General features: G+C 71.8%; 18 protein-coding genes. 17 read left to right on the top strand and 1 reads right to left on the bottom strand.

Annotation, left to right across the window (positions count from 1 at the left end; all coding sequences use genetic code 11):
• Positions 1-63: 63 nt before the first annotated feature.
• Genes ABZZ38_RS29235 through nusB form a run of 3 tightly spaced genes read left to right on the top strand, consistent with a single transcriptional unit; the run spans position 64 to position 2,173 of the window.
• A complete protein-coding gene (locus tag ABZZ38_RS29235) occupies positions 64-1,116 on the top strand; it encodes a M24 family metallopeptidase (RefSeq protein ID WP_356745358.1) in 1,053 nt (350 codons plus the stop codon).
• Between the two features lie 59 nt (positions 1,117-1,175).
• Positions 1,176-1,742, top strand: a complete 567-nt coding sequence (efp, locus tag ABZZ38_RS29230) for an elongation factor P (RefSeq protein WP_031078254.1) — start codon at positions 1,176-1,178, stop codon at positions 1,740-1,742.
• Between the two features lie 2 nt (positions 1,743-1,744).
• Positions 1,745-2,173 carry a transcription antitermination factor NusB gene (gene nusB, locus ABZZ38_RS29225; RefSeq protein ID WP_356745354.1) on the top strand — a complete coding sequence of 143 codons (429 nt, stop codon included), beginning with the start codon at positions 1,745-1,747 and terminating at the stop codon, positions 2,171-2,173.
• A 185-nt stretch (positions 2,174-2,358) separates the two neighbouring features.
• On the opposite strand, the gene bldD is transcribed toward nusB, so the two are convergent.
• Positions 2,359-2,859 carry a transcriptional regulator BldD gene (gene bldD / locus ABZZ38_RS29220; RefSeq protein WP_064068023.1) on the bottom strand — a complete coding sequence of 167 codons (501 nt, stop codon included), beginning with the start codon at positions 2,857-2,859 and terminating at the stop codon, positions 2,359-2,361.
• 220 nt (positions 2,860-3,079) lie between these two features.
• Between bldD and pyrR the strand changes: the two genes are divergently transcribed.
• The 14 genes from pyrR (at position 3,080) to ABZZ38_RS29150 (ending at position 19,768) form a co-directional block, all read left to right on the top strand.
• Positions 3,080-3,658 (top strand): bifunctional pyr operon transcriptional regulator/uracil phosphoribosyltransferase PyrR, encoded by a 579-nt coding sequence (gene pyrR, locus ABZZ38_RS29215; RefSeq protein ID WP_356745352.1) that lies wholly within the window; start codon positions 3,080-3,082, stop codon positions 3,656-3,658.
• A gap of 128 nt (positions 3,659-3,786) precedes the next feature.
• Entirely contained in the window at positions 3,787-4,785 is a 999-nt protein-coding gene (locus ABZZ38_RS29210; protein ID WP_356745350.1) for an aspartate carbamoyltransferase catalytic subunit, read from the top strand.
• Positions 4,786-4,787: 2 nt separating this feature from the next.
• Positions 4,788-6,074, top strand: a complete 1,287-nt coding sequence (locus tag ABZZ38_RS29205; protein ID WP_356745348.1) for a dihydroorotase — start codon at positions 4,788-4,790, stop codon at positions 6,072-6,074.
• A complete protein-coding gene (locus ABZZ38_RS29200; RefSeq protein WP_356745346.1) occupies positions 6,071-6,691 on the top strand; it encodes a hypothetical protein in 621 nt (206 codons plus the stop codon). The genes ABZZ38_RS29205 and ABZZ38_RS29200 overlap by 4 nt, the downstream gene beginning before the upstream one ends.
• The gene (gene carA / locus ABZZ38_RS29195) at positions 6,688-7,827 is read left to right on the top strand and encodes a glutamine-hydrolyzing carbamoyl-phosphate synthase small subunit (RefSeq protein WP_356745344.1); all 1,140 of its coding nucleotides are present in this window, start codon (positions 6,688-6,690) and stop codon (positions 7,825-7,827) included. Before ABZZ38_RS29200 ends, carA begins: the two co-directional genes overlap by 4 nt.
• On the top strand, positions 7,820-11,128 hold the full coding sequence (carB, locus tag ABZZ38_RS29190; RefSeq protein WP_356745342.1) for a carbamoyl-phosphate synthase large subunit: 3,309 nt from the start codon (positions 7,820-7,822) through the stop codon (positions 11,126-11,128). The genes carA and carB overlap by 8 nt, the downstream gene beginning before the upstream one ends.
• A gap of 75 nt (positions 11,129-11,203) precedes the next feature.
• Positions 11,204-12,307, top strand: a complete 1,104-nt coding sequence (locus ABZZ38_RS29185) for a quinone-dependent dihydroorotate dehydrogenase (RefSeq protein ID WP_356745356.1) — start codon at positions 11,204-11,206, stop codon at positions 12,305-12,307.
• Complete coding sequence (gene pyrF / locus ABZZ38_RS29180) at positions 12,304-13,146, top strand: orotidine-5'-phosphate decarboxylase (RefSeq protein WP_356745340.1); 843 nt, start codon at positions 12,304-12,306, stop codon at positions 13,144-13,146. The genes ABZZ38_RS29185 and pyrF overlap by 4 nt, the downstream gene beginning before the upstream one ends.
• 334 nt (positions 13,147-13,480) lie before the next feature.
• Complete coding sequence (locus ABZZ38_RS29175) at positions 13,481-13,804, top strand: integration host factor (protein ID WP_356745338.1); 324 nt, start codon at positions 13,481-13,483, stop codon at positions 13,802-13,804.
• A gap of 49 nt (positions 13,805-13,853) precedes the next feature.
• A complete protein-coding gene (gene gmk / locus ABZZ38_RS29170) occupies positions 13,854-14,447 on the top strand; it encodes a guanylate kinase (RefSeq protein WP_356745335.1) in 594 nt (197 codons plus the stop codon).
• A gap of 39 nt (positions 14,448-14,486) precedes the next feature.
• Entirely contained in the window at positions 14,487-14,759 is a 273-nt protein-coding gene (rpoZ, locus tag ABZZ38_RS29165; protein WP_005319902.1) for a DNA-directed RNA polymerase subunit omega, read from the top strand.
• A gap of 82 nt (positions 14,760-14,841) precedes the next feature.
• On the top strand, positions 14,842-16,053 hold the full coding sequence (gene coaBC, locus ABZZ38_RS29160; protein ID WP_356745333.1) for a bifunctional phosphopantothenoylcysteine decarboxylase/phosphopantothenate--cysteine ligase CoaBC: 1,212 nt from the start codon (positions 14,842-14,844) through the stop codon (positions 16,051-16,053).
• 251 nt (positions 16,054-16,304) lie between these two features.
• Complete coding sequence (gene metK / locus ABZZ38_RS29155) at positions 16,305-17,513, top strand: methionine adenosyltransferase (RefSeq protein ID WP_356745331.1); 1,209 nt, start codon at positions 16,305-16,307, stop codon at positions 17,511-17,513.
• 104 nt (positions 17,514-17,617) lie between these two features.
• Positions 17,618-19,768, top strand: coding sequence for a primosomal protein N' (locus ABZZ38_RS29150; protein WP_356745329.1), 2,151 nt, complete (start codon positions 17,618-17,620; stop codon positions 19,766-19,768).
• Positions 19,769-20,238 lie beyond the last annotated feature (470 nt).

The raw sequence follows: 20,238 nt of genomic DNA, 5'->3' as shown, positions 1-20,238 counted from the left end.
CTGGCCCGGGCTGCCGTTCTCCTTGCCCTGCTGCACATTGGCACCGCTGCCCTTGGCGCCCTTGTGGACCTCCAGCAGGAGCCCGCTGGCCGCGTCGCGAACGTCCGCTACCTCGCCGGTGGATCACCCCCCGGCGCGGTCCTGCTCATCGGTGCCGGTGACGACGTCCTGGTGTGCCCCCGGACGCCCACCGGTGACTCCTCCGAAGGCCGTCTGGACGAGACCCTGCGCCACGTGGTCCTGCCCTCCGCCGGTGGTGACCCCGCCGTCGCGGCCGTCGACTTCGCGCGCAAGGCGGCGGTGGACACGCTGGCCATCGAGGAACACCACCTGAGCGTCGCCCGGTACCGGGCGCTGGGCTCGGTCGCGCCCCGGATGCGCCTCGACGACCTCGGCCACGCCATCGAGCAGGAGCGCGTCGTCAAGGACGAGGACGAGATCACCTGCCTGCGCATCGCGGCCGAGATCACCGACCAGGCGCTCGGAGAACTGCTGGAGTCGATCCTCGTCGGCCGGACCGAACGGCACCTGGCGCTGGAGCTGGAGCGGCGGCTGGTCGACCACGGCGCGGACGGCCCGGCGTTCCCCACGTCGGTGGCCACGGGGCCGCACGCGGGCCGCGGAGGCCACCGGCCGACCGACCGCCGGGTCGAGGAGGGTGATTTCCTCTCCGTCTGCCTGGGCGCCAACTACCGCGGTTACCGCTGCGAGATCGGCCGCACGTTCGTCATCGGCACGGCCCCCGCCGACTGGCAGATCGAGCTGTACGATCTCGTCTTCGCCGCTCAGCGGGGTGCGCGCGAGGCCCTGGCCCCCGGCGCGGAGTACCGCGACGTGGACCGCGCCGCCCGTCAGATCCTGGACGCGGCCGGGTACGGCGACGCCGTCGCGCCCTTCCTCGGACACGGCGTCGGGCTCGAAATCGAGGAGGACCCGCAGTTGGCACCCGCCGCCATGGGTAAACTGGACGCTTGTGTGCCGGTCACCGTCGAACCGGGGGTCCACCTCCCGGGCCGGGGCGGGGTCCGGATCGATGACACGCTCGTCGTGCGCCAGGAGGCGGACGGCGGACCCGAGCTACTCACCATCACGACCAAGGAGCTGCTCGCGCTGTAGGCGCGCAGGGCACCACGCCTCGGTCGTCCACCAGCGTCAGTCCAGGAGATTCCGCAACCGTGGCCACCACGAACGACCTCAAGAACGGCATGGTGCTCAAGCTCGACAACGACCAGCTCTGGTCCGTCGTCGAGTTCCAGCACGTCAAGCCCGGCAAGGGCCCGGCCTTCGTGCGTACCAAGCTCAAGAACGTGCTCTCCGGAAAGATCGTCGACAAGACGTTCAACGCCGGTGTGAAGGTCGAGACGGCCACCGTCGACCGCCGCGACATGCAGTTCTCGTACATGGACGGCGAGTACTTCGTCTTCATGGACATGCAGACGTACGACCAGCTGCACGTGGACCGCAAGGCCGTCGGCGACGCCGCCAACTACCTGATCGAGGGCTTCACCGCCACCGTCGCCACCCACGAGGGCGAGGTGCTCTACGTCGAGCTCCCGGCCGCCGTCGAGCTGACCATCCAGGAGACCGAGCCCGGTGTCCAGGGTGACCGCTCCACCGGTGGCACCAAGCCGGCCACCCTGGAGACGGGCTACACCATCCAGGTCCCGCTCTTCATCACCACCGGTGAGAAGATCAAGGTCGACACCCGTTCCGGCGACTACCTCGGCCGGGTGAACAGCTAACCGTGGCTGCCCGCAACAAGGCCCGTAAGCGCGCCTTCCAGATCCTCTTCGAGGCCGACCAGCGCGGGGTGTCCGTGCAGGAGGTGCTCGCGGACTGGATCCGGCACGCCCGGTCCGACGACCGGCAGCCGCCGGTCAACGACTACACGATGGAGCTGGTCGAGGGGTACGCGGAGTACGCGGGCCGTATCGACGAGCTCATCGCCACCTACGCGGTGGGCTGGACGCTCGACCGCATGCCGGTCGTCGACCGGAACATCCTGCGCCTCGGCGCGTACGAGCTGGTGTGGGTGGACGGCACTCCGGACGCGGTGGTGATCGACGAGGCGGTGCAGCTCGCCAAGGAGTTCTCCACCGACGAGTCCCCGTCGTTCGTCAACGGCCTGCTGGGACGCTTCAAGGACCTGAAGCCGAGCCTCCGCCGGGGCTGACCTCCCGAGCCCGTACGAAGGGCCCGCCGCGCGAGACCGCGCCGCGGGCCCTTCGGCGTATCCCCGCCCGAGCCGCCGGGCGTACGCGCGGGTGGCCGGCATGCGAAAGCCGCCGGCCGCGGCGCTCCACCCGGAGGTGCGCGCCGCACCCGGCGGCAACGTTTCTGCTGAGGGACGGGGCCCGATCAGGCCTCTTCGTGGGCGACCGCGCGCCGTGCGTCCGCGTCCAGCACACCCCAGCTGATGAGCTGCTCGGTCAGGACCGAGGGGGACTGGTCGTAGATGACGGCGAGGGTGCGCAGGTCGTCCTGGCGGATCGAGAGCACCTTGCCGTTGTAGTCGCCGCGCTGCGACTGGATCGTCGCGGCGTAACGCTGCAGCGGGCCGGCCTTCTCGGCCGGGACGTGCGCCAGGCGCTCCAGGTCCAGGACCAGCTTCGGAGGCGGCTCGGCGGCCCCGCCGGGGGTGGTGCCCGGCAGGAGCTCCTGCACCGGGACGCCGTAGAAGTCGGCGAGCTCGGCGAGGCGCTGCACGGTCACGGCACGGTCGCCACGCTCGTACGAACCGACCACGACGGCCTTCCAGCGGCCCTGGGACTTCTCCTCCACGCCGTGGAGGGAGAGGCCCTGCTGGGTGCGGATGGCACGGAGCTTGGCCCCGAGCTGTTTGGCGTATTCGCTGGACATATAGCTCCCGGGACGCAGTGTCGACATGCGGCTCTGCCGCGGCTGGTAACTCACTGTGAGGTTACGCAGCGTTACTTGGCCGCGTCAAGCCGAATGGTCCGTACCGACGCTCTTCCACAGGCGTGGCGGGAGTGGTCTCCGCGCCCTGGTACCGTGGATGGCGCAATTCCGACGTCCTTTAAGGTCCGTCCCGTGAGGCGGAGAAGGAGGTCCGTTTCTTATGGACGCCATTCAGCGGTCCGATGCGGCGCGCCCCGTGCTCGAGGGCCCCGACATCGCCCGGGTTCTGACCCGTATCGCCCACGAGATCGTCGAGCGCGCCAAGGGCGCCGACGACGTGGTTCTGCTCGGCATTCCCACGCGCGGGGTCTTCCTCGCCCGCCGTCTCGCCGACAAGCTGGAGCAGATCACCGGCCGCCCGGTGCCGGTCGGCTCGCTCGACATCACCATGTACCGCGACGATCTGCGGATGCGCCCGGCGCGCGCGCTCGCCCGCACCGACATCCCCGGCGACGGCATCGACGGCCGTCTCGTGGTCCTCGTCGACGACGTGCTCTTCTCCGGCCGCACCATCCGCGCCGCTCTCGACGCGCTCGGCGACCTCGGCCGCCCGCGCGCCGTCCAGCTCGCGGTCCTCGTCGACCGAGGCCACCGTGAGCTCCCCATCCGCGCCGACTACGTCGGCAAGAACCTCCCCACGTCGCTGCGGGAGACGGTCAAGGTTCAGCTCGCCGAGGAGGACGGCCGCGACGCCGTGCTGCTCGGCTCGCGCGAGACCGCCCCGGCCGGCGAGCAGTAGCTGCCTCCGTACGACCCCCGCGTACGGCGTGACGCCCCTGCGCGCCCGCATGTCCACCGGGCCCCTCCCTCCGAGGACCCCTGGACACCCCTCGGCCCTCGAACTCCACGAACCCGGAGAACCCCCCGATGATGCGCCACCTCATCTCGGCCGCCGACCTCACCCGCGACGAAGCCGTCCACATCCTCGACACCGCCGAGGAGATGGCCCGGGTCGCCGACCGGCCGATCAAGAAACTGCCCACCCTGCGCGGCCGGACCGTGGTCAACCTCTTCTTCGAGGACTCCACCCGCACCCGCATCTCCTTCGAGGCCGCCGAGAAGCGCCTCTCCGCCGACGTCATCAACTTCAGCGCCAAGGGCTCCTCCGTCTCCAAGGGCGAGTCGCTCAAGGACACCGCGCAGACCCTGGAGGCGATGGGCGTCGACGCCGTCGTCATCCGGCACGGCGCCTCCGGCGCCCCGTACCGCCTGGCCACCTCCGGGTGGATCGACGCCGCCGTCATCAACGCCGGCGACGGCACGCACCAGCACCCCACCCAGGCGCTGCTCGACGCCTTCACCATGCGGCGCCGCCTGATCGGCCGGGACGCCGGCCTCGGCCAGGACCTCGCGGGCAAGCGCATCACGATCGTCGGCGACGTCCTGCACAGCCGGGTCGCCCGCTCCAACGTCGACCTGCTGCACACGCTCGGCGCCGAGGTCACCCTCGTCGCCCCGCCCACGCTCGTCCCCGTCGGCGTCGAGACCTGGCCCTGCGAGGTGTCCTACGACCTCGACAGCACCCTGCCGAAGTCCGACGCCGTGATGATGCTGCGCGTCCAGCGCGAGCGCATGAACGCCGCGTTCTTCCCGACCGAGCGCGAGTACTCGCGCCGCTACGGCCTGGACGGCGACCGCATGGCGAAGATGCCCGAGCACGCCATCGTGATGCACCCCGGCCCCATGGTCCGCGGTATGGAGATCACCGCCGCCGTCGCCGACTCCGACCGCTGCACGGTCGTCGAACAGGTCGCCAACGGCGTCTCCATCCGCATGGCCGTCCTCTACCTGCTGCTCGGCGGCGCCGTGTCCGAACCAAGGGACGCGCCCGCCGCCACCCACGCCCGTACCGAGGAGAGCAAGTAACGATGAGCAAGATCCTGATCCGTGGTGCGAAGGTGCTGGGCGGCGAGGCCCGGGACGTCCTGATCGACGGCGAGACGATCAGCGAGGTCGGTACGGGCCTGTCGGCCGGGGACGCGACCGTCGTCGAGGCGGCGGGGCAGATCCTGCTGCCCGGCCTGGTCGACCTCCACACCCACCTGCGCGAGCCCGGCCGCGAGGACTCCGAGACCGTCCTCACCGGTACCCGCGCCGCCGCGAGCGGCGGCTACACCTCCGTGTTCGCCATGGCCAACACCTTCCCGGTCGCCGACACCGCGGGCGTCGTCGAGCAGGTCCACCGGCTCGGGCAGCAGTCCGGGTACTGCGACGTCCAGCCCATCGGCGCCGTCACCGTGGGCCTGGAGGGCAGGAAGCTGGCCGAGCTCGGCGCGATGCACGAGTCGGCCGCCGGTGTCACCGTCTTCTCCGATGACGGCAAGTGCGTCGACGACGCGGTGATCATGCGCCGCGCCCTGGAGTACGTGAAGGCCTTCGGCGGCGTCGTCGCCCAGCACGCCCAGGAGCCCCGCCTCACCGAGGGCGCCCAGATGAACGAGGGCGTCGTCTCCGCCGAGCTGGGCCTGGGCGGCTGGCCGGCCGTCGCCGAGGAGTCGATCATCGCCCGCGACGTCCTCCTCGCCGAGCACGTCGGCTCCCGCGTCCACATCTGCCACCTGTCGACCGCCGGTTCCGTCGAGATCGTCCGCTGGGCCAAGTCCCGCGGCATCGACGTCACCGCCGAGGTCACCCCGCACCACCTGCTCCTGACGGACGAGCTGGTCCGCTCGTACAACCCGGTCTACAAGGTGAACCCGCCGCTGCGCACCGAGCGCGACGTGATGGCCCTGCGCGAGGCGCTCGCCGACGGCACGATCGACATCGTCGCCACCGACCACGCCCCGCACCCGCACGAGGACAAGGACTGCGAGTGGGCCGCCGCCGCCATGGGCATGGTCGGCCTGGAGACCGCGCTGTCCGTCGTCCAGCAGACGATGGTCGAGACCGGGCTGCTGGACTGGGCCGGCGTCGCCGACCGCATGTCCTTCAAGCCCGCGCTGATCGGCCGCGCCACCGGCCACGGCCGCCCCGTCTCGGCTGGTGAGCCCGCCAACCTGACCCTGGTCGATCCGGCATACCGTGGTGTGGTGGACCCCGCGGGCTTCGCCTCCCGCAGCCGCAACACCCCCTACGAGGGCCGCGAGCTGCCGGGGCGCGTCACCCACACCTTCCTGCGGGGCCGGGCGACGCTCATGGACGGGAAGCTGGCGTGACACTCTTCGAACTCGCTGCGGAACAGAAATCCGCCGAGGTGACCGACTGGGCCGCCCGGCTCGGCTGGGTCGCCGGACTGCTGCTCTTCATCGCCCTCGTCTACTGGCTGATGCGCCAGGGGTGGAAGTGGCGCGGAAGCCTCCAGTCCGACCTGCCGGACCTCCCCACCGCCCCCGAGGCGCCCGGCGAGGCGGGACTGACCCACCCGTCTCCCACCACCACCCCCGGCGGAGGCGGCAAGCCGCCACTGCTGACACTCACCGGCCGCTACCACGGCTCCACCACCGCCGGGCAGTGGCTCGACCGGATCGTGGCCCACGGTCTCGGCACCCGCAGCCGCGCCGAGCTGACGCTGACCGACGCGGGACTGGAGGTCGTACGCCCCGGAGCGCGCGACTTCTTCATCCCGGCCCCGCAGCTGCGCGAGGCCCGCCTCGACAAGGGCATCGCGGGCAAGGTCCTCGCCGAGGGCGGTCTGCTCATCGTCACCTGGGAGCACGGCGACACGCTGATCGACTCCGGCTTCCGCTCCGACAGGGCGGCCGAACACACCGCCTGGGTCGAGGCCATCAACTCCATGAACCACACCATCACGACGGAAGGCGCCGCACGATGACGACCTCCACCAGGGGAACAAGGGTTCCCGCCGTACTCGTCCTGGAGGACGGCCGCACCTTCCGCGGCCGCGCCTACGGGGCCGTGGGGGAGACCTTCGGCGAGGCGGTCTTCTCCACCGGCATGACCGGCTACCAGGAGACCCTCACCGACCCGTCGTACCACCGCCAGGTCGTCGTGATGACCGCGCCGCACGTCGGCAACACGGGCGTCAACGACGAGGACCCCGAGTCCAAGAAGATCTGGGTCTCCGGCTACGTCGTCCGCGACCCCGCCCGCACCCCCTCCAACTGGCGCTCCCGCCGCACCCTCGACGAGGAGCTCGCCGCCCAGGGCGTCGTCGGCATCAGCGGCATCGACACCCGCGCGCTCACCCGCCACCTGCGCGAGCGCGGCGCCATGCGCGTCGGCATCTTCTCCGGCGAGGCCATCGCCGACGACGCGACCCTGCTGGCCAAGGTGCAGGCCGCCCCGCAGATGAAGGGCGCCGACCTCGCCGCCGAGGTCGCCACCAAGGAGCCGTACGTCGTCCCCGCGATCGGTGAGAAGAAGTTCACCGTCGCCGCCGTCGACCTCGGCATCAAGGGCATGACCCCGCACCGCATGGCCGAGCGCGGCATCGAGGTGCACGTCCTGCCCGCCACGGCCACCCCGGAGGACGTCTACGCGGTCAACCCCGACGGCGTGTTCTTCTCCAACGGCCCCGGCGACCCCGCCACCGCCGACGGCCCCGTCTCCGTCATGCGGGCCGTCCTGGAGCGCAGGACGCCGCTGTTCGGCATCTGCTTCGGCAACCAGATCCTGGGCCGCGCGCTCGGCTTCGGCACCTACAAGCTGAAGTACGGCCACCGCGGCATCAACCAGCCCGTGCAGGACCGGACGACCGGCAAGGTCGAGGTCACCGCGCACAACCACGGCTTCGCCGTCGACGCCCCCCTCGACAAGGTGTCCGAGACCCCCTACGGCCGCGCCGAGGTCTCCCACGTCTGCCTCAACGACAACGTGGTGGAGGGCCTCCAGCTGCTCGACCAGCCGGCCTTCAGCGTCCAGTACCACCCCGAGGCGGCCGCCGGCCCGCACGACGCCGCGTACCTCTTCGACCGCTTCGTATCCCTGATGGAGGCCGAGCGTGCCTAAGCGCACCGATATCCAGTCCGTCCTGGTCATCGGCTCCGGCCCGATCGTCATCGGCCAGGCCGCCGAGTTCGACTACTCCGGCACCCAGGCCTGCCGGGTCCTCAAGTCCGAGGGCCTGCGCGTCATCCTGGTGAACTCCAACCCGGCGACGATCATGACCGACCCGGAGATCGCCGACGCCACGTACGTCGAGCCGATCACCCCCGAGTTCGTCGAGAAGATCATCGCCAAGGAGCGCCCCGACGCGCTCCTGCCCACCCTCGGCGGCCAGACCGCGCTCAACACCGCGATCTCCATGCACGAGCAGGGTGTGCTGGAGAAGTACGGCGTCGAGCTGATCGGCGCCAACGTGGAGGCCATCCACAAGGGCGAGGACCGCGACCTGTTCAAGGGCGTCGTCGAGGCCGTCCGCGCCAAGATCGGCCACGGCGAGTCCGCCCGCTCGGTCATCTGCCACTCCATGGACGACGTCCTCAAGGGCGTCGAGACGCTCGGCGGCTACCCCGTCGTCGTCCGTCCCTCCTTCACCATGGGCGGCGCCGGCTCCGGCTTCGCCCACGACGAGGAGGAGCTGCGCCGCATCGCCGGACAGGGCCTCACGCTCTCCCCGACCACCGAGGTGCTCCTGGAGGAGTCCATCCTCGGCTGGAAGGAGTACGAGCTGGAGCTGATGCGCGACAACCACGACAACGTCGTGGTCGTCTGCTCCATCGAGAACTTCGACCCCATGGGCGTGCACACCGGCGACTCGATCACGGTCGCCCCGGCGATGACGCTCACCGACCGCGAGTACCAGATCCTCCGTGACGTCGGCATCGCGATCATCCGCGAGGTCGGCGTCGACACCGGCGGCTGCAACATCCAGTTCGCGGTCAACCCGGAGGACGGCCGGGTCATCGTCATCGAGATGAACCCCCGCGTCTCGCGGTCCTCCGCCCTGGCCTCGAAGGCGACCGGATTCCCGATCGCGAAGATCGCCGCCCGGCTCGCCGTCGGCTACACGCTGGACGAGATCCCCAACGACATCACGGAGAAGACCCCGGCGTCCTTCGAGCCGACTCTCGACTACGTCGTGGTCAAGGCGCCTCGCTTCGCCTTCGAGAAGTTCCCCTCCGCCGACTCCACGCTGACCACCACCATGAAGTCGGTCGGCGAGGCCATGGCCATCGGCCGGAACTTCACCGAGGCGCTCCAGAAGGCGCTGCGCTCGCTGGAGAAGAAGGGCAGCCAGTTCACCTTCACCGGCGAGCCCGGCGACAAGGCCACCCTGCTGAAGGAGGCCGTCCGCCCCACCGACGGCCGTATCAACACCGTCATGCAGGCCATCCGCGCCGGCGCCACCCGCGAGGAGGTCTTCGACTCCACGAAGATCGACCCGTGGTTCGTCGACCAGCTCTTCCTCATCAAGGAGATCGCCGACGACCTGGCCGCCGCCGAGCGCCTGGACGTCGACCTGCTGGCCGAGGCCAAGCGCCACGGCTTCTCCGACGCCCAGATCGCCGAGATCCGCGGCCTGCGCGAGGACGTCGTCCGCGAGGTCCGTCACGCCCTCGGCATCCGCCCGGTCTACAAGACGGTCGACACCTGCGCCGCCGAGTTCGCCGCGAAGACGCCGTACTTCTACTCCTCGTACGACGAGGAGAGCGAGGTCGCGCCGCGCGAGAAGCCCGCCGTGATCATCCTGGGCTCCGGCCCGAACCGCATCGGCCAGGGCATCGAGTTCGACTACTCCTGCGTCCACGCCTCCTTCGCGCTCAGCGACGCGGGCTACGAGACCGTGATGGTCAACTGCAACCCGGAGACCGTCTCCACCGACTACGACACCTCCGACCGCCTGTACTTCGAGCCGCTGACGCTCGAGGACGTGCTGGAGATCGTCCACGCCGAGGCGCAGGCCGGCCCCATCGCCGGCGTCGTCGTCCAGCTCGGCGGCCAGACCCCGCTGGGCCTCGCCCAGGCGCTCAAGGACAACGGCGTACCGGTCGTCGGCACCCCGCCGGAGGCCATCCACGCCGCCGAGGACCGCGGCGCCTTCGGCCGCGTCCTCGCCGAGGCCGGGCTGCCCGCCCCCAAGCACGGCACCGCGACCACCTTCGCCGGCGCCAAGGCCATCGCCGACGAGATCGGCTACCCCGTCCTCGTACGCCCGTCGTACGTGCTCGGTGGCCGCGGCATGGAGATCGTGTACGACGAGGCGCGCCTGGAGGCGTACATCGCCGAGTCCACCGAGATCTCCCCGACCCGCCCCGTCCTCGTCGACCGGTTCCTCGACGACGCCATCGAGATCGACGTCGACGCGCTCTACGACGGCGAGGAGCTGTACCTCGGCGGCGTCATGGAGCACATCGAGGAGGCCGGCATCCACTCCGGCGACTCGGCGTGCGCCCTGCCCCCGATCACGCTGGGCGGGTACGACATCAAGCGGCTGCGCGCCTCCACCGAGGCGATCGCCCGCGGGGTGGGCGTGCGCGGCCTGATCAACATCCAGTTCGCGATGGCCGGCGACATCCTGTACGTCCTGGAGGCCAACCCGCGCGCCTCCCGCACCGTCCCCTTCACCTCCAAGGCGACCGCCGTGCCGCTGGCCAAGGCCGCCGCACGCATCTCGCTCGGCGCCACCATCGCCGAGCTGCGCGCCGAGGGCCTGCTGCCGAAGCAGGGCGACGGCGGCACCCTGCCGCTCGACGCGCCGATCTCCGTCAAGGAGGCCGTCATGCCGTGGTCGCGCTTCCGCGACGTGCACGGCCGCGGCGTGGACACCGTCCTCGGCCCGGAGATGCGCTCCACCGGCGAGGTCATGGGCATCGACGCCGTCTTCGGTACCGCGTACGCGAAGTCGCAGGCCGGCGCCTACGGCCCGCTGCCCACCAAGGGCCGCGCCTTCATCTCGGTCGCCAACCGCGACAAGCGCTCGATGATCTTCCCGGCGCGTGAGCTGGTCGCGCACGGCTTCGAGCTGCTCGCCACCTCCGGCACGGCCGAGGTCCTCAAGCGCAACGGCATCAACGCCACCGTCGTGCGCAAGCAGTCCGAGGGCGAGGGCCCGGCCGGCGAGAAGACCATCGTGCGCCTCATCCACGACGGCGAGGTCGACCTCATCGTCAACACCCCGTACGGCACCGGGGGCCGCCTCGACGGCTACGAGATCCGTACCGCGGCCGTGGCGCGCGGCGTCCCGTGCCTGACGACGGTCCAGGCGCTCGCCGCCGCCGTCCAGGGCATCGACGCCCTCAACCACGGCGGAGTGGGCGTCCGTTCCCTCCAGGAACACGCACAGCACCTGACCGCGGCCCGCGACTAGCAGCCCACGGGGGAGGGGGACACCGAGAGAAACGGTGTCCCCCTTCTCATGAAGCCGTTCATGAGGACACACACCATGTACAAGCTGTTCTTCCACCTGGTCTTCAAGCGGATGGACCCGGAGCAGGCCCACCACCTGGCCTTCCGCTGGATCCGCCTCGCCGCCCGCGTCCCCGTGCTGCGCACCTTCGTCGCCGCCGCCCTGGCCCCCCGCTACACGGAGCTGCGCACCGAGGCGCTCGGCCTGCGCATGCACGGCCCGTTCGGACTCGCCGCCGGCTTCGACAAGAACGCCGTCGCCATCGACGGCATGGCGATGCTGGGCTTCGACCACGTCGAGATCGGCACGGTCACCGGCGAGCCGCAGCCCGGCAACCCCAAGAAGCGCCTCTTCCGCCTGGTACCGGACCGCGCCCTGATCAACCGCATGGGCTTCAACAACGAGGGCTCGGCGGCCGTGGCGGAGCGGCTCCACGCGCGCGTGCCGGTGTTCAGGACCGTCGTCGGCGTCAACATCGGCAAGACCAAGGTCGTCCCCGAGGCCGAGGCCGCCGCCGACTACGTGACGTCGACCGAGCGGCTGGCGCGGTACGCCGACTACCTGGTCGTCAACGTCTCCTCGCCGAACACCCCCGGCCTGCGCAACCTCCAGGCCACCGAGTCGCTGCGCCCGCTGCTCACCGCGGTGCGCGAGGCCGCCGACCGCACGGTCACCGACCGCCGCGTCCCGCTCCTCGTCAAGATCGCGCCCGACCTGGCCGACGAGGACATCGACGCGGTCGCCGACCTGGCCGTCGAGCTCGGCCTGGACGGCATCATCGCCACCAACACCACCATCGCCCGCCGGGGCCTGAAGTCCCCGGCCCACCTCACCGGCGAGACCGGCGGCCTGTCCGGGGCGCCGCTCAAGCAGCGCTCGCTGGAGGTGCTGCGCCGCCTCTACGCGCGCGTGGGCGACCGCATCACGCTCGTCGGCGTCGGCGGCATCGAGAACGCCGAGGACGCCTGGCAGCGCATTCTCGCCGGCGCCACCCTGATCCAGGGCTACAGCGCCTTCGTCTACGAGGGCCCCTTCTACGCCCGCGCTATCCACAAGGGCCTCGCCGCCCGGCTCCGGGCATCCCCCTACGCCACCCTCGCCGAGGCCGTCGGCGCCGACACCCGGAAGGCCACCGTATGAGCCCGCTCGAACCCTTCGGCGCACGTCTGCGCCGGGCCATGGACGACCGCGGCCCGCTGTGCGTCGGCATCGACCCGCACACTTCCCTGCTGTCCGCCTGGGGTCTGAACGACGACGTCCAGGGCCTGGAGGCGTTCACGGGGACGGTCGTGGACGCGCTCGCGGACCGGGTCGCCGTTTTCAAGCCGCAGAGCGCGTTCTTCGAGCGGTTCGGCTCCCGGGGCATCGCCGTCCTGGAGAAGGCCGTCGCCGATCTGCGGGACGCGGGCGCCCTGGTCGTCATGGACGCCAAGCGCGGCGACATCGGCTCCACCATGGCCGCCTACGCCGAGACGTACCTGCGCAAGGACTCCCCGCTCTTCTCCGACGCGCTCACCGTCTCCCCCTACCTCGGCTACGGCTCGCTCAAGCCGGCCGTCGACCTGGCGCGCGAGAACGGCGCCGGCCTGTTCGTGCTGGCCCTCACCTCCAACCCCGAGGGCGCCGAGGTGCAGCGCGCGGTGCGTGAGGACGGGCGCACCCTCGGCGCGACCATGCTCGCCCACCTCGCCGAGGACAACGCGGGCGAGAGCCCCATGGGCTCCTTCGGCGCGGTCGTCGGGGCGACGCTCGGCGACCTGTCCTCGTTCGACCTGGACATCAACGGTCCGCTGCTCGCTCCGGGCATCGGCGCGCAGGGCGCCACCCCGGCCGACCTGCCGGGCGTCTTCGGCGCCGCCGTACGCAACGTCGTCCCGAGCGTCAGCCGGGGCGTGCTGCGCCACGGGCCGGACACGGCCGGGCTGCGCGAGGCGGCGCAGCGGTACACCGACGAGGTGCGGGCGGCGGTCGCCGCCTGACCCGTTCCGGAGCGCGGGCCCGCGTCACCGTCCGGTGGACGGTGACCGCGGGCTTTCGCGTCCGTCCGGTGTGACGTCACTCACTATTCGATCCGCTTGCGCTCCCCGGGGGTGACATCCGGCCCGAAAACCGGGGTGATTTGCCCGTAATGTCGCGGTGGATCGATGCTGACCAGGACTTTTCGTTCGTTCTCGCTGACTCCGGCGGCCATGGCCGCTAGTCTCCGTCGCAGAGCCAACGTGCACTGCGTTGCTCGTTGCTCCCCTGGTGTGGGGCCGACTAGGTTCCTCACCGGTCCGTATCCGACAGTTCGACATCCGAGGTGACGTAGGCGTGGCTCTTCCGCCCCTTACCCCTGAACAGCGCGCAGCCGCGCTCGAAAAGGCCGCCGCGGCTCGCCGGGAGCGGGCCGAGGTCAAGAATCGACTCAAGCACTCCGGTGCCTCCCTCCACGACGTCATCCAGCAGGGTCAGAAGAACGACGTCATCGGCAAGATGAAGGTGTCCGCCCTCCTCGAGTCCCTGCCGGGCGTGGGCAAGGTCCGCGCCAAGCAGATCATGGAGCGGCTCGGCATCTCCGAGAGCCGCCGTGTGCGGGGTCTCGGCTCCAACCAGATCGCCTCCCTGGAACGGGAGTTCGGCTCCACCGGGGCCTGACGTCCGGGGTTTGTCCGGGGCATCCAGGTAAACCTGGAATAATCGCCCCATGGCTGCAACATCCCGGGGGACCGCCCCCGAGCCCCCGGACGTACGTCCGCGGCTGACCGTGCTCTCCGGCCCCTCCGGGGTCGGCAAGAGCACGGTCGTCGCTCATATGCGCAAGGTGCACCCCGAAGTCTGGCTGTCGGTCTCCGCCACCACCCGCAAGCCGCGCCCCGGCGAGCGGGACGGCGTCCAGTACCACTTCGTCTCCGACGAAGAGTTCGACAAGCTGATCGCCAACGGGGAACTGCTGGAGTGGGCCGAGTTCGCGGGGAACCGCTACGGCACCCCGCGCCGCGCGGTGCTGGACCGGCTCGAAGCGGGCGAACCCGTACTCCTGGAGATCGACCTGCAGGGCGCGCGGCTGGTCCGGGAGTCGATGCCCGAGGCACAGCTGGTCTTCCTGGCTCCGCCGAGCTGGGACGAGCTGGTCCGCCGGCTGACCGGCCGCGGCACCGAGCCGCCGGAGGTCATCGAGCGCCGTCTCGAGGCCGCCAAGATCGAACTGGCCGCCGAGGCGGAGTTCGACACCACTCTCGTCAACACCTCCGTCGAGGACGTGGCGCGTGAGCTGCTAGCCTTGATGCAAGTTGTTTGATCTTTGTCCCATTTTCCAGAAGTTTTCGGAAGGTAGAGCGTGTCCTCTTCCATCACCGCGCCCGAGGGCATCATCAACCCGCCGATCGATGAGCTGCTCGAGGCCACGGACTCGAAGTACAGCCTCGTGATCTACGCGGCCAAGCGTGCGCGTCAGATCAACGCGTACTACTCGCAGCTCGGTGAGGGCCTGCTGGAGTACGTCGGTCCGCTGGTGGACACCCACGTCCACGAGAAGCCGCTCTCGATCGCCCTGCGCGAGATCAACGCGGGTCTGCTGACCTCCGAGGCCATTGAGGGCCCGGCGCAGTAAGCAGCGCTTCATCACGTCGTTCGCAGGCCCGGCGGTATCCTCCGCCGGGCCTGTGGTGTGTCATCGCCTTGAGGAGGCAGGAGTGCACAAGCCGAAGGTCGTCCTGGGTGTCAGCGGCGGCATCGCCGCCTACAAGGCGTGCGAGCTGCTGCGGCGGCTGACCGAGTCCGGCCATGACGTACGGGTCGTCCCGACCGACTCCGCGCTGCACTTCGTGGGAGCCGCCACCTGGTCCGCGCTCTCCGGGAACCCGGTCTCGACCGAGGTCTGGTCCGACGTCCACGAGGTCCCGCACGTCCGCATCGGGCAGCAGGCCGACCTCGTCGTCGTCGCGCCCGCCACCGCCGACATGCTGGCCAAGGCGGCGCACGGCCTCGCCGACGACCTGCTCACCAACACCCTCCTCACCGTGCGATGTCCGGTGGTCTTCGCGCCCGCCATGCACACCGAGATGTGGGAGCACCCCGCCACCCAGGAGAACGTCGCCACGCTGCGGCGGCGGGGCGCCGTGGTCATCGAGCCCGCGGTCGGCCGCCTGACCGGCGCCGACACCGGCAAGGGCCGCCTGCCCGACCCGGACGAGATCTTCGAGATCTGTCGGCGCGTCCTGGCGCGCGGCGCCGCCGACCCGGACCTCGTGGGCCGCCACGTCGTCGTCAGCGCCGGCGGGACGCGGGAGCCGCTGGACCCGGTGCGCTACCTGGGGAATCGTTCCTCCGGCAAGCAGGGGTACGCCCTGGCCAGGACGGCCGCGGCCCGTGGCGCCCGGGTGACGCTGATCGAGGCCAACACCGGCATGGCCGACCCGGCGGGCGTCGACGTCGTCCACGTCGGCACCGCCGTCCAGCTCCGCGAGGCCGTGCTGAAGGCCGCGGCGGACGCGGACGCCGTGGTGATGGCCGCCGCCGTCGCCGACTTCCGCCCCGCCGCGTACGCCACCGGCAAGATCAAGAAGCGGGACGGCCAGGAGCCGGAGCCGGTCGCCCTGGTCCGCAACCCGGACATCCTCGCCGAGATCTCCAGGGACCGTGCGCGCCCCGACCAGGTCGTGGTCGGCTTCGCGGCCGAGACCGACGATGTCCTGGCCAACGGTCGGGACAAGCTGCGCCGCAAGGGCTGCGACCTCCTCGTCGTGAACGAGGTGGGGGAGCGCAAGACCTTCGGCTCGGCGGAGAACGAGGCCGTGGTGCTCGCGGCGGACGGTGCGGAGACGCCGGTTCCGTACGGCCCCAAGGAGGCCCTGGCGGACACCGTCTGGGACCTCGTCGTCCCCCGTCTGGTGCGAAACGGGTGAAACCCGGATGAATTTCACATCCGCCTCGTCCGGTGGATGAAAACGTGACGAAACCGGCGTTCTCCACCCCAAGGGGAGTGGAATCGGGTGGAACGGGCCCCTCCGCGTGGCCGATCCGACTCCCACGGTGCGAGACACCTGGTCCAACCGACGAGAGCGCCCGATAAACTGTCCTCGGAACGACGCGGGGCGCAGCCCCCTGCCGGTCCGTCAACGATCAGCCAGCAGCCGCTGCAAACACAGGGAGCGTTGTGTCCCGTCGTCTCTTCACCTCGGAGTCCGTGACCGAGGGTCACCCCGACAAGATCGCTGACCAGATCAGCGACACGATTCTCGATGCTCTGCTGCGGGAGGACCCCACCTCCCGCGTCGCCGTGGAGACGTTGATCACCACCGGCCTGGTGCACGTGGCCGGCGAGGTGACGACGAAGGCGTACGCCGACATCCCCACGCTGGTGCGCAACAAGATCCTCGAAATCGGCTACGACTCGTCGAAGAAGGGATTCGACGGCGCGTCCTGCGGCGTCTCGGTCTCGATCGGCGCCCAGTCCCCTGACATCGCGCAGGGTGTCGACACCGCGTACGAGAAGCGTGTCGAGGGCGACGAGGACGAGCTGGACAAGCAGGGCGCGGGCGACCAGGGGCTGATGTTCGGCTACGCGTCGGACGAGACGCCCGAGCTGATGCCGCTGCCGATCCACCTGGCCCACCGGCTGTCCAAGCGCCTGACCGAGGTCCGCAAGAACGGCACGATCCCCTACCTGCGCCCCGACGGCAAGACGCAGGTCACCATCGAGTACGACGGTGACAAGGCCGTCCGCCTCGACACGGTGGTGGTCTCCTCGCAGCACGCCTCCGACATCGACCTGGAGTCGCTGCTCGCGCCCGACATCCGCGAGTTCGTCGTCGAGCACGTCCTCAAGCAGCTGCTGGACGACGGGATCAAGCTGGAGACCGAGGGCTACCGCCTGCTGGTCAACCCCACCGGCCGCTTCGAGATCGGCGGCCCGATGGGCGACGCCGGCCTGACCGGCCGCAAGATCATCATCGACACCTACGGCGGCATGGCCCGCCACGGCGGTGGCGCGTTCTCCGGCAAGGACCCCTCCAAGGTCGACCGCTCGGCCGCCTACGCCATGCGCTGGGTCGCCAAGAACGTCGTCGCGGCCGGCCTGGCCTCCCGCTGCGAGGTCCAGGTCGCCTACGCCATCGGCAAGGCGGAGCCCGTCGGTCTGTTCGTCGAGACCTTCGGCACCGCCAAGGTGGACGTCGAGCGCATCGAGAACGCCATCGGCGAGGTCTTCGACCTGCGCCCGGCCGCCATCATCCGCGACCTCGACCTGCTGCGCCCGATCTACTCCCAGACCGCGGCCTACGGCCACTTCGGCCGTGAACTCCCCGACTTCACCTGGGAGCGCACCGACCGCGTCGACGCCCTGCGCAAGGCGGCGGGTCTCTAGCCCGCCCCAGTACCACCCGGAAGTCCGGCGCCCCGTGAAGGGCGCCGGACTTCGGCGTTCCCGGCCGGGCGGCGTTGTCAGTGGGCTCTGGTAGGAATGTGGCTGTGAGCAGCGAGAACGGGAAGCGGGAAGGCGGGGGCCGGGGGGCCGAGCCGCCCGAGCAGCTCGCGCTCATACGGGAGACGGTGCGCAAGGCGAAGGTGCCCCGGGCCAAGCCGCGGACGTGGCGGGGCGCCGCGCTCGCCAAGGAGCTGCCGGTCGCCCGGGTCGTCGTGAACAAGGGCGTGCTCCACCTCGACCAGTTCTTCGACTACGCCGTGCCCGAGGAGCTCGACACCGTCGCGCAGCCGGGAGTGCGGGTGCGCGTGAGATTCGGCGCCGGTGCGCACCAGGTGCGGGACGGACGGCGCGAGGGCGGACGGCTCATCGACGGGTTCCTCATCGAGCGGCGGGCCGAGTCCGACTACTCCGGGCCGCTCGCCGCGCTCGCGGACGTCGTGTCGCCCGAGCCCGTGCTGAGCGCCGAGCTGCTGGGGCTGGCGCGGGCGGTCGCCGACCGGTACGCGGGAAGCCTCGCCGACGTGCTCCAGCTCGCGATACCGCCGCGCAACGCCAAGGCCGAGGGGCGCCCGTCACCGGAGCCCCTTCCGCCGCCTCCCGCGCCGGAGCCGGGGACGTGGGAGCGGTACGCGCGGGGCGCGGCGTTCCTGCGGTCGCTGGCGGGGGGCGGGGCGCCCCGGGCCGTGTGGAACGCGCTGCCCGGGCCGCACTGGGCGGACGAGCTCGCCCGGGCGGTCGGCGCCACCCTGGCCTCCGGGCGCGGCGCGCTCGTCGTGGTGCCGGACGGGCGGGCCGCCGCGCGGATCGACGAGGCGCTGACCGCCCTGCTGGGGGAGGGGCGGCACGCGCTGCTCACCGCCGAGGCCGGGCCCGAGAAGCGGTACGCGCAGTGGCTCGCCGTACGGCGCGGCGCCGTGCGGGCGGTCGTCGGGACGCGGGCGGCGATGTTCGCGCCCGTACGGGACCTCGGGCTGGTCGCGATCTGGGACGACGGGGACTCCAGCCACAGCGAACCGCACGCACCGCTGCCCCACGCGCGCGAGGTGCTCCTCCTGCGCGCCGCCCACGACGGGTGCGCCTTCCTGCTGGGCGGTACGAGCTGCACGGTGGAGGCCGCGCAACTCGTCGAGACCGGCTGGGCCCGCCCCCTCGTCGCGCCCCGGGAACAGGTGCGGGTCGCCGCACCGCTCGTACGGACCGTGGGGGACGGGGAGCTGGCGCGGGACGAGGCGGCGCGGGCCGCCCGGCTGCCGTCGCTGGCCTGGCAGACCGTACGCGAGGGCCTGAAGTCCGGGCCGGTACTCGTCCAGGTGCCGCGGCGGGGGTACGTCCCGAGGCTCGCCTGCGAGCGGTGCCGCACGCCCGCGCGGTGCCGTCACTGCGCCGGGCCGCTGGAGGCGCCGGAGCAGCGGGAGCTGCGGTGCGGCTGGTGCGGGCGGGGCGCGCCCGACTGGCACTGCGTCGCCTGCGGTTCCGTCCGCCTGCGGGCCCAGGTGGTGGGCGCGCGGCGTACGGCGGAGGAGCTGGGCCGGGCGTTCCCGGCGGTGCCGGTACGGACCTCGGGGCGGGACCACGTGCTGGACACCGTCCCCGGGCGCCCCGCGCTGGTGGTCAGCACCCCGGGTGCCGAGCCGGTCGCCGAGGGCGGCTACGCGGCGGCGCTCCTCCTCGACGGCTGGGCCATGCTCGGCCGGCCCGACCTGCGGGCGGGCGAGGAGGCGCTGCGGCGCTGGATCGACGCCGCCTCGCTGGTGCGGGGGCAGGGCGAGGGCGGCACCGTCGTGGTGGTGGCCGAGCCGACGCTGCGGCCCGTCCAGGCGCTGGTCCGGTGGGATCCGGTGGGCCACGCCCAGCGCGAGCTGGCGGAGCGGGCCGAGCTCGGTTTCCCGCCGGTGTCCCGGATGGCCGCCGTGACCGGACCGGCGGAGGCGGTGACGGCGCTTCTCGCGGCGGCGGACCTGCCGCCGGACGCCGAGGTGCTGGGCCCCGTGCCGCTGCCACCCCCACCGGCGGGGGCGCCGCGCCGCCCGGGCGACGCCCCGCCGGGCGAGGTCTGGGAGCGGGCACTGGTGCGGGTCCCGCCGGGGAGCGGTGCGGCCCTCGCCGCCGCGCTGAAGGCCGCGCAGGCCGCGCGGTTGGCCCGGGGAGGTACGGAACCCGTACGGGTTCGGGTGGACCCGCCCGACATCGGGTGACGGTGGGCGCGAGGCGCTTCCCCCACCCCGCCCCGTCCCGAAACCGGTGGCTGCGCCCCCAGGACCCCCCTGGCCCTCTTGCGGGGACCGTCGCGCTGGGGCGCTGACGCCCCCTCCCCGGGACGCGGCAGCGCCGCGCCACGCGGCCCGGCGCACCGACCGACGCCCTGGCACGCGGGCGCCCCATGGGGGCCGCCCGGCGGGCGGCGGTGCCCAGCGGCATTCGCCGGCTGCGCGGCCGGGTGGTGCCCGGGCGGCCTGTGCCGGTCGGCCCGGGGGAGCCGTCGGGCGTGGGGTGCCGGGTGTTCGGCGGCCCATCGAGGGCCGGTGTCGGGCGGGCCAAGGTGGTCCGGCACGGGCTGGGCCGCAGCGGAGGGCGCGCAGCGGGGCGCGATCCTACGACGACATGGGGAGGCCGCCCCACCCCCCCCCGGGGGGGGGCGGGCCGGGGGTTGGGGACTGCCCACCTC

Source organism: Streptomyces sp. NPDC006368 (assembly GCF_040612535.1).
In the GTDB taxonomy this organism is placed as follows: domain Bacteria; phylum Actinomycetota; class Actinomycetes; order Streptomycetales; family Streptomycetaceae; genus Streptomyces.
Note: the sequence above shows the minus strand (reverse complement) of the source record. Positions and strands in the feature narration are given on the sequence as shown.

Coding starts and splice junctions, on each gene's coding strand:
- bldD (WP_064068023.1), bottom strand. CDS start 2,859: ATGTCCAGCGAATACGCCAAACAGCTCGGGGCCAAGCTCCGTGCCATC.
- pyrR (WP_356745352.1), top strand. CDS start 3,080: ATGGACGCCATTCAGCGGTCCGATGCGGCGCGCCCCGTGCTCGAGGGC.
- ABZZ38_RS29210 (WP_356745350.1), top strand. CDS start 3,787: ATGATGCGCCACCTCATCTCGGCCGCCGACCTCACCCGCGACGAAGCC.
- ABZZ38_RS29205 (WP_356745348.1), top strand. CDS start 4,788: ATGAGCAAGATCCTGATCCGTGGTGCGAAGGTGCTGGGCGGCGAGGCC.
- carA (WP_356745344.1), top strand. CDS start 6,688: ATGACGACCTCCACCAGGGGAACAAGGGTTCCCGCCGTACTCGTCCTG.
- ABZZ38_RS29185 (WP_356745356.1), top strand. CDS start 11,204: ATGTACAAGCTGTTCTTCCACCTGGTCTTCAAGCGGATGGACCCGGAG.
- pyrF (WP_356745340.1), top strand. CDS start 12,304: ATGAGCCCGCTCGAACCCTTCGGCGCACGTCTGCGCCGGGCCATGGAC.
- gmk (WP_356745335.1), top strand. CDS start 13,854: ATGGCTGCAACATCCCGGGGGACCGCCCCCGAGCCCCCGGACGTACGT.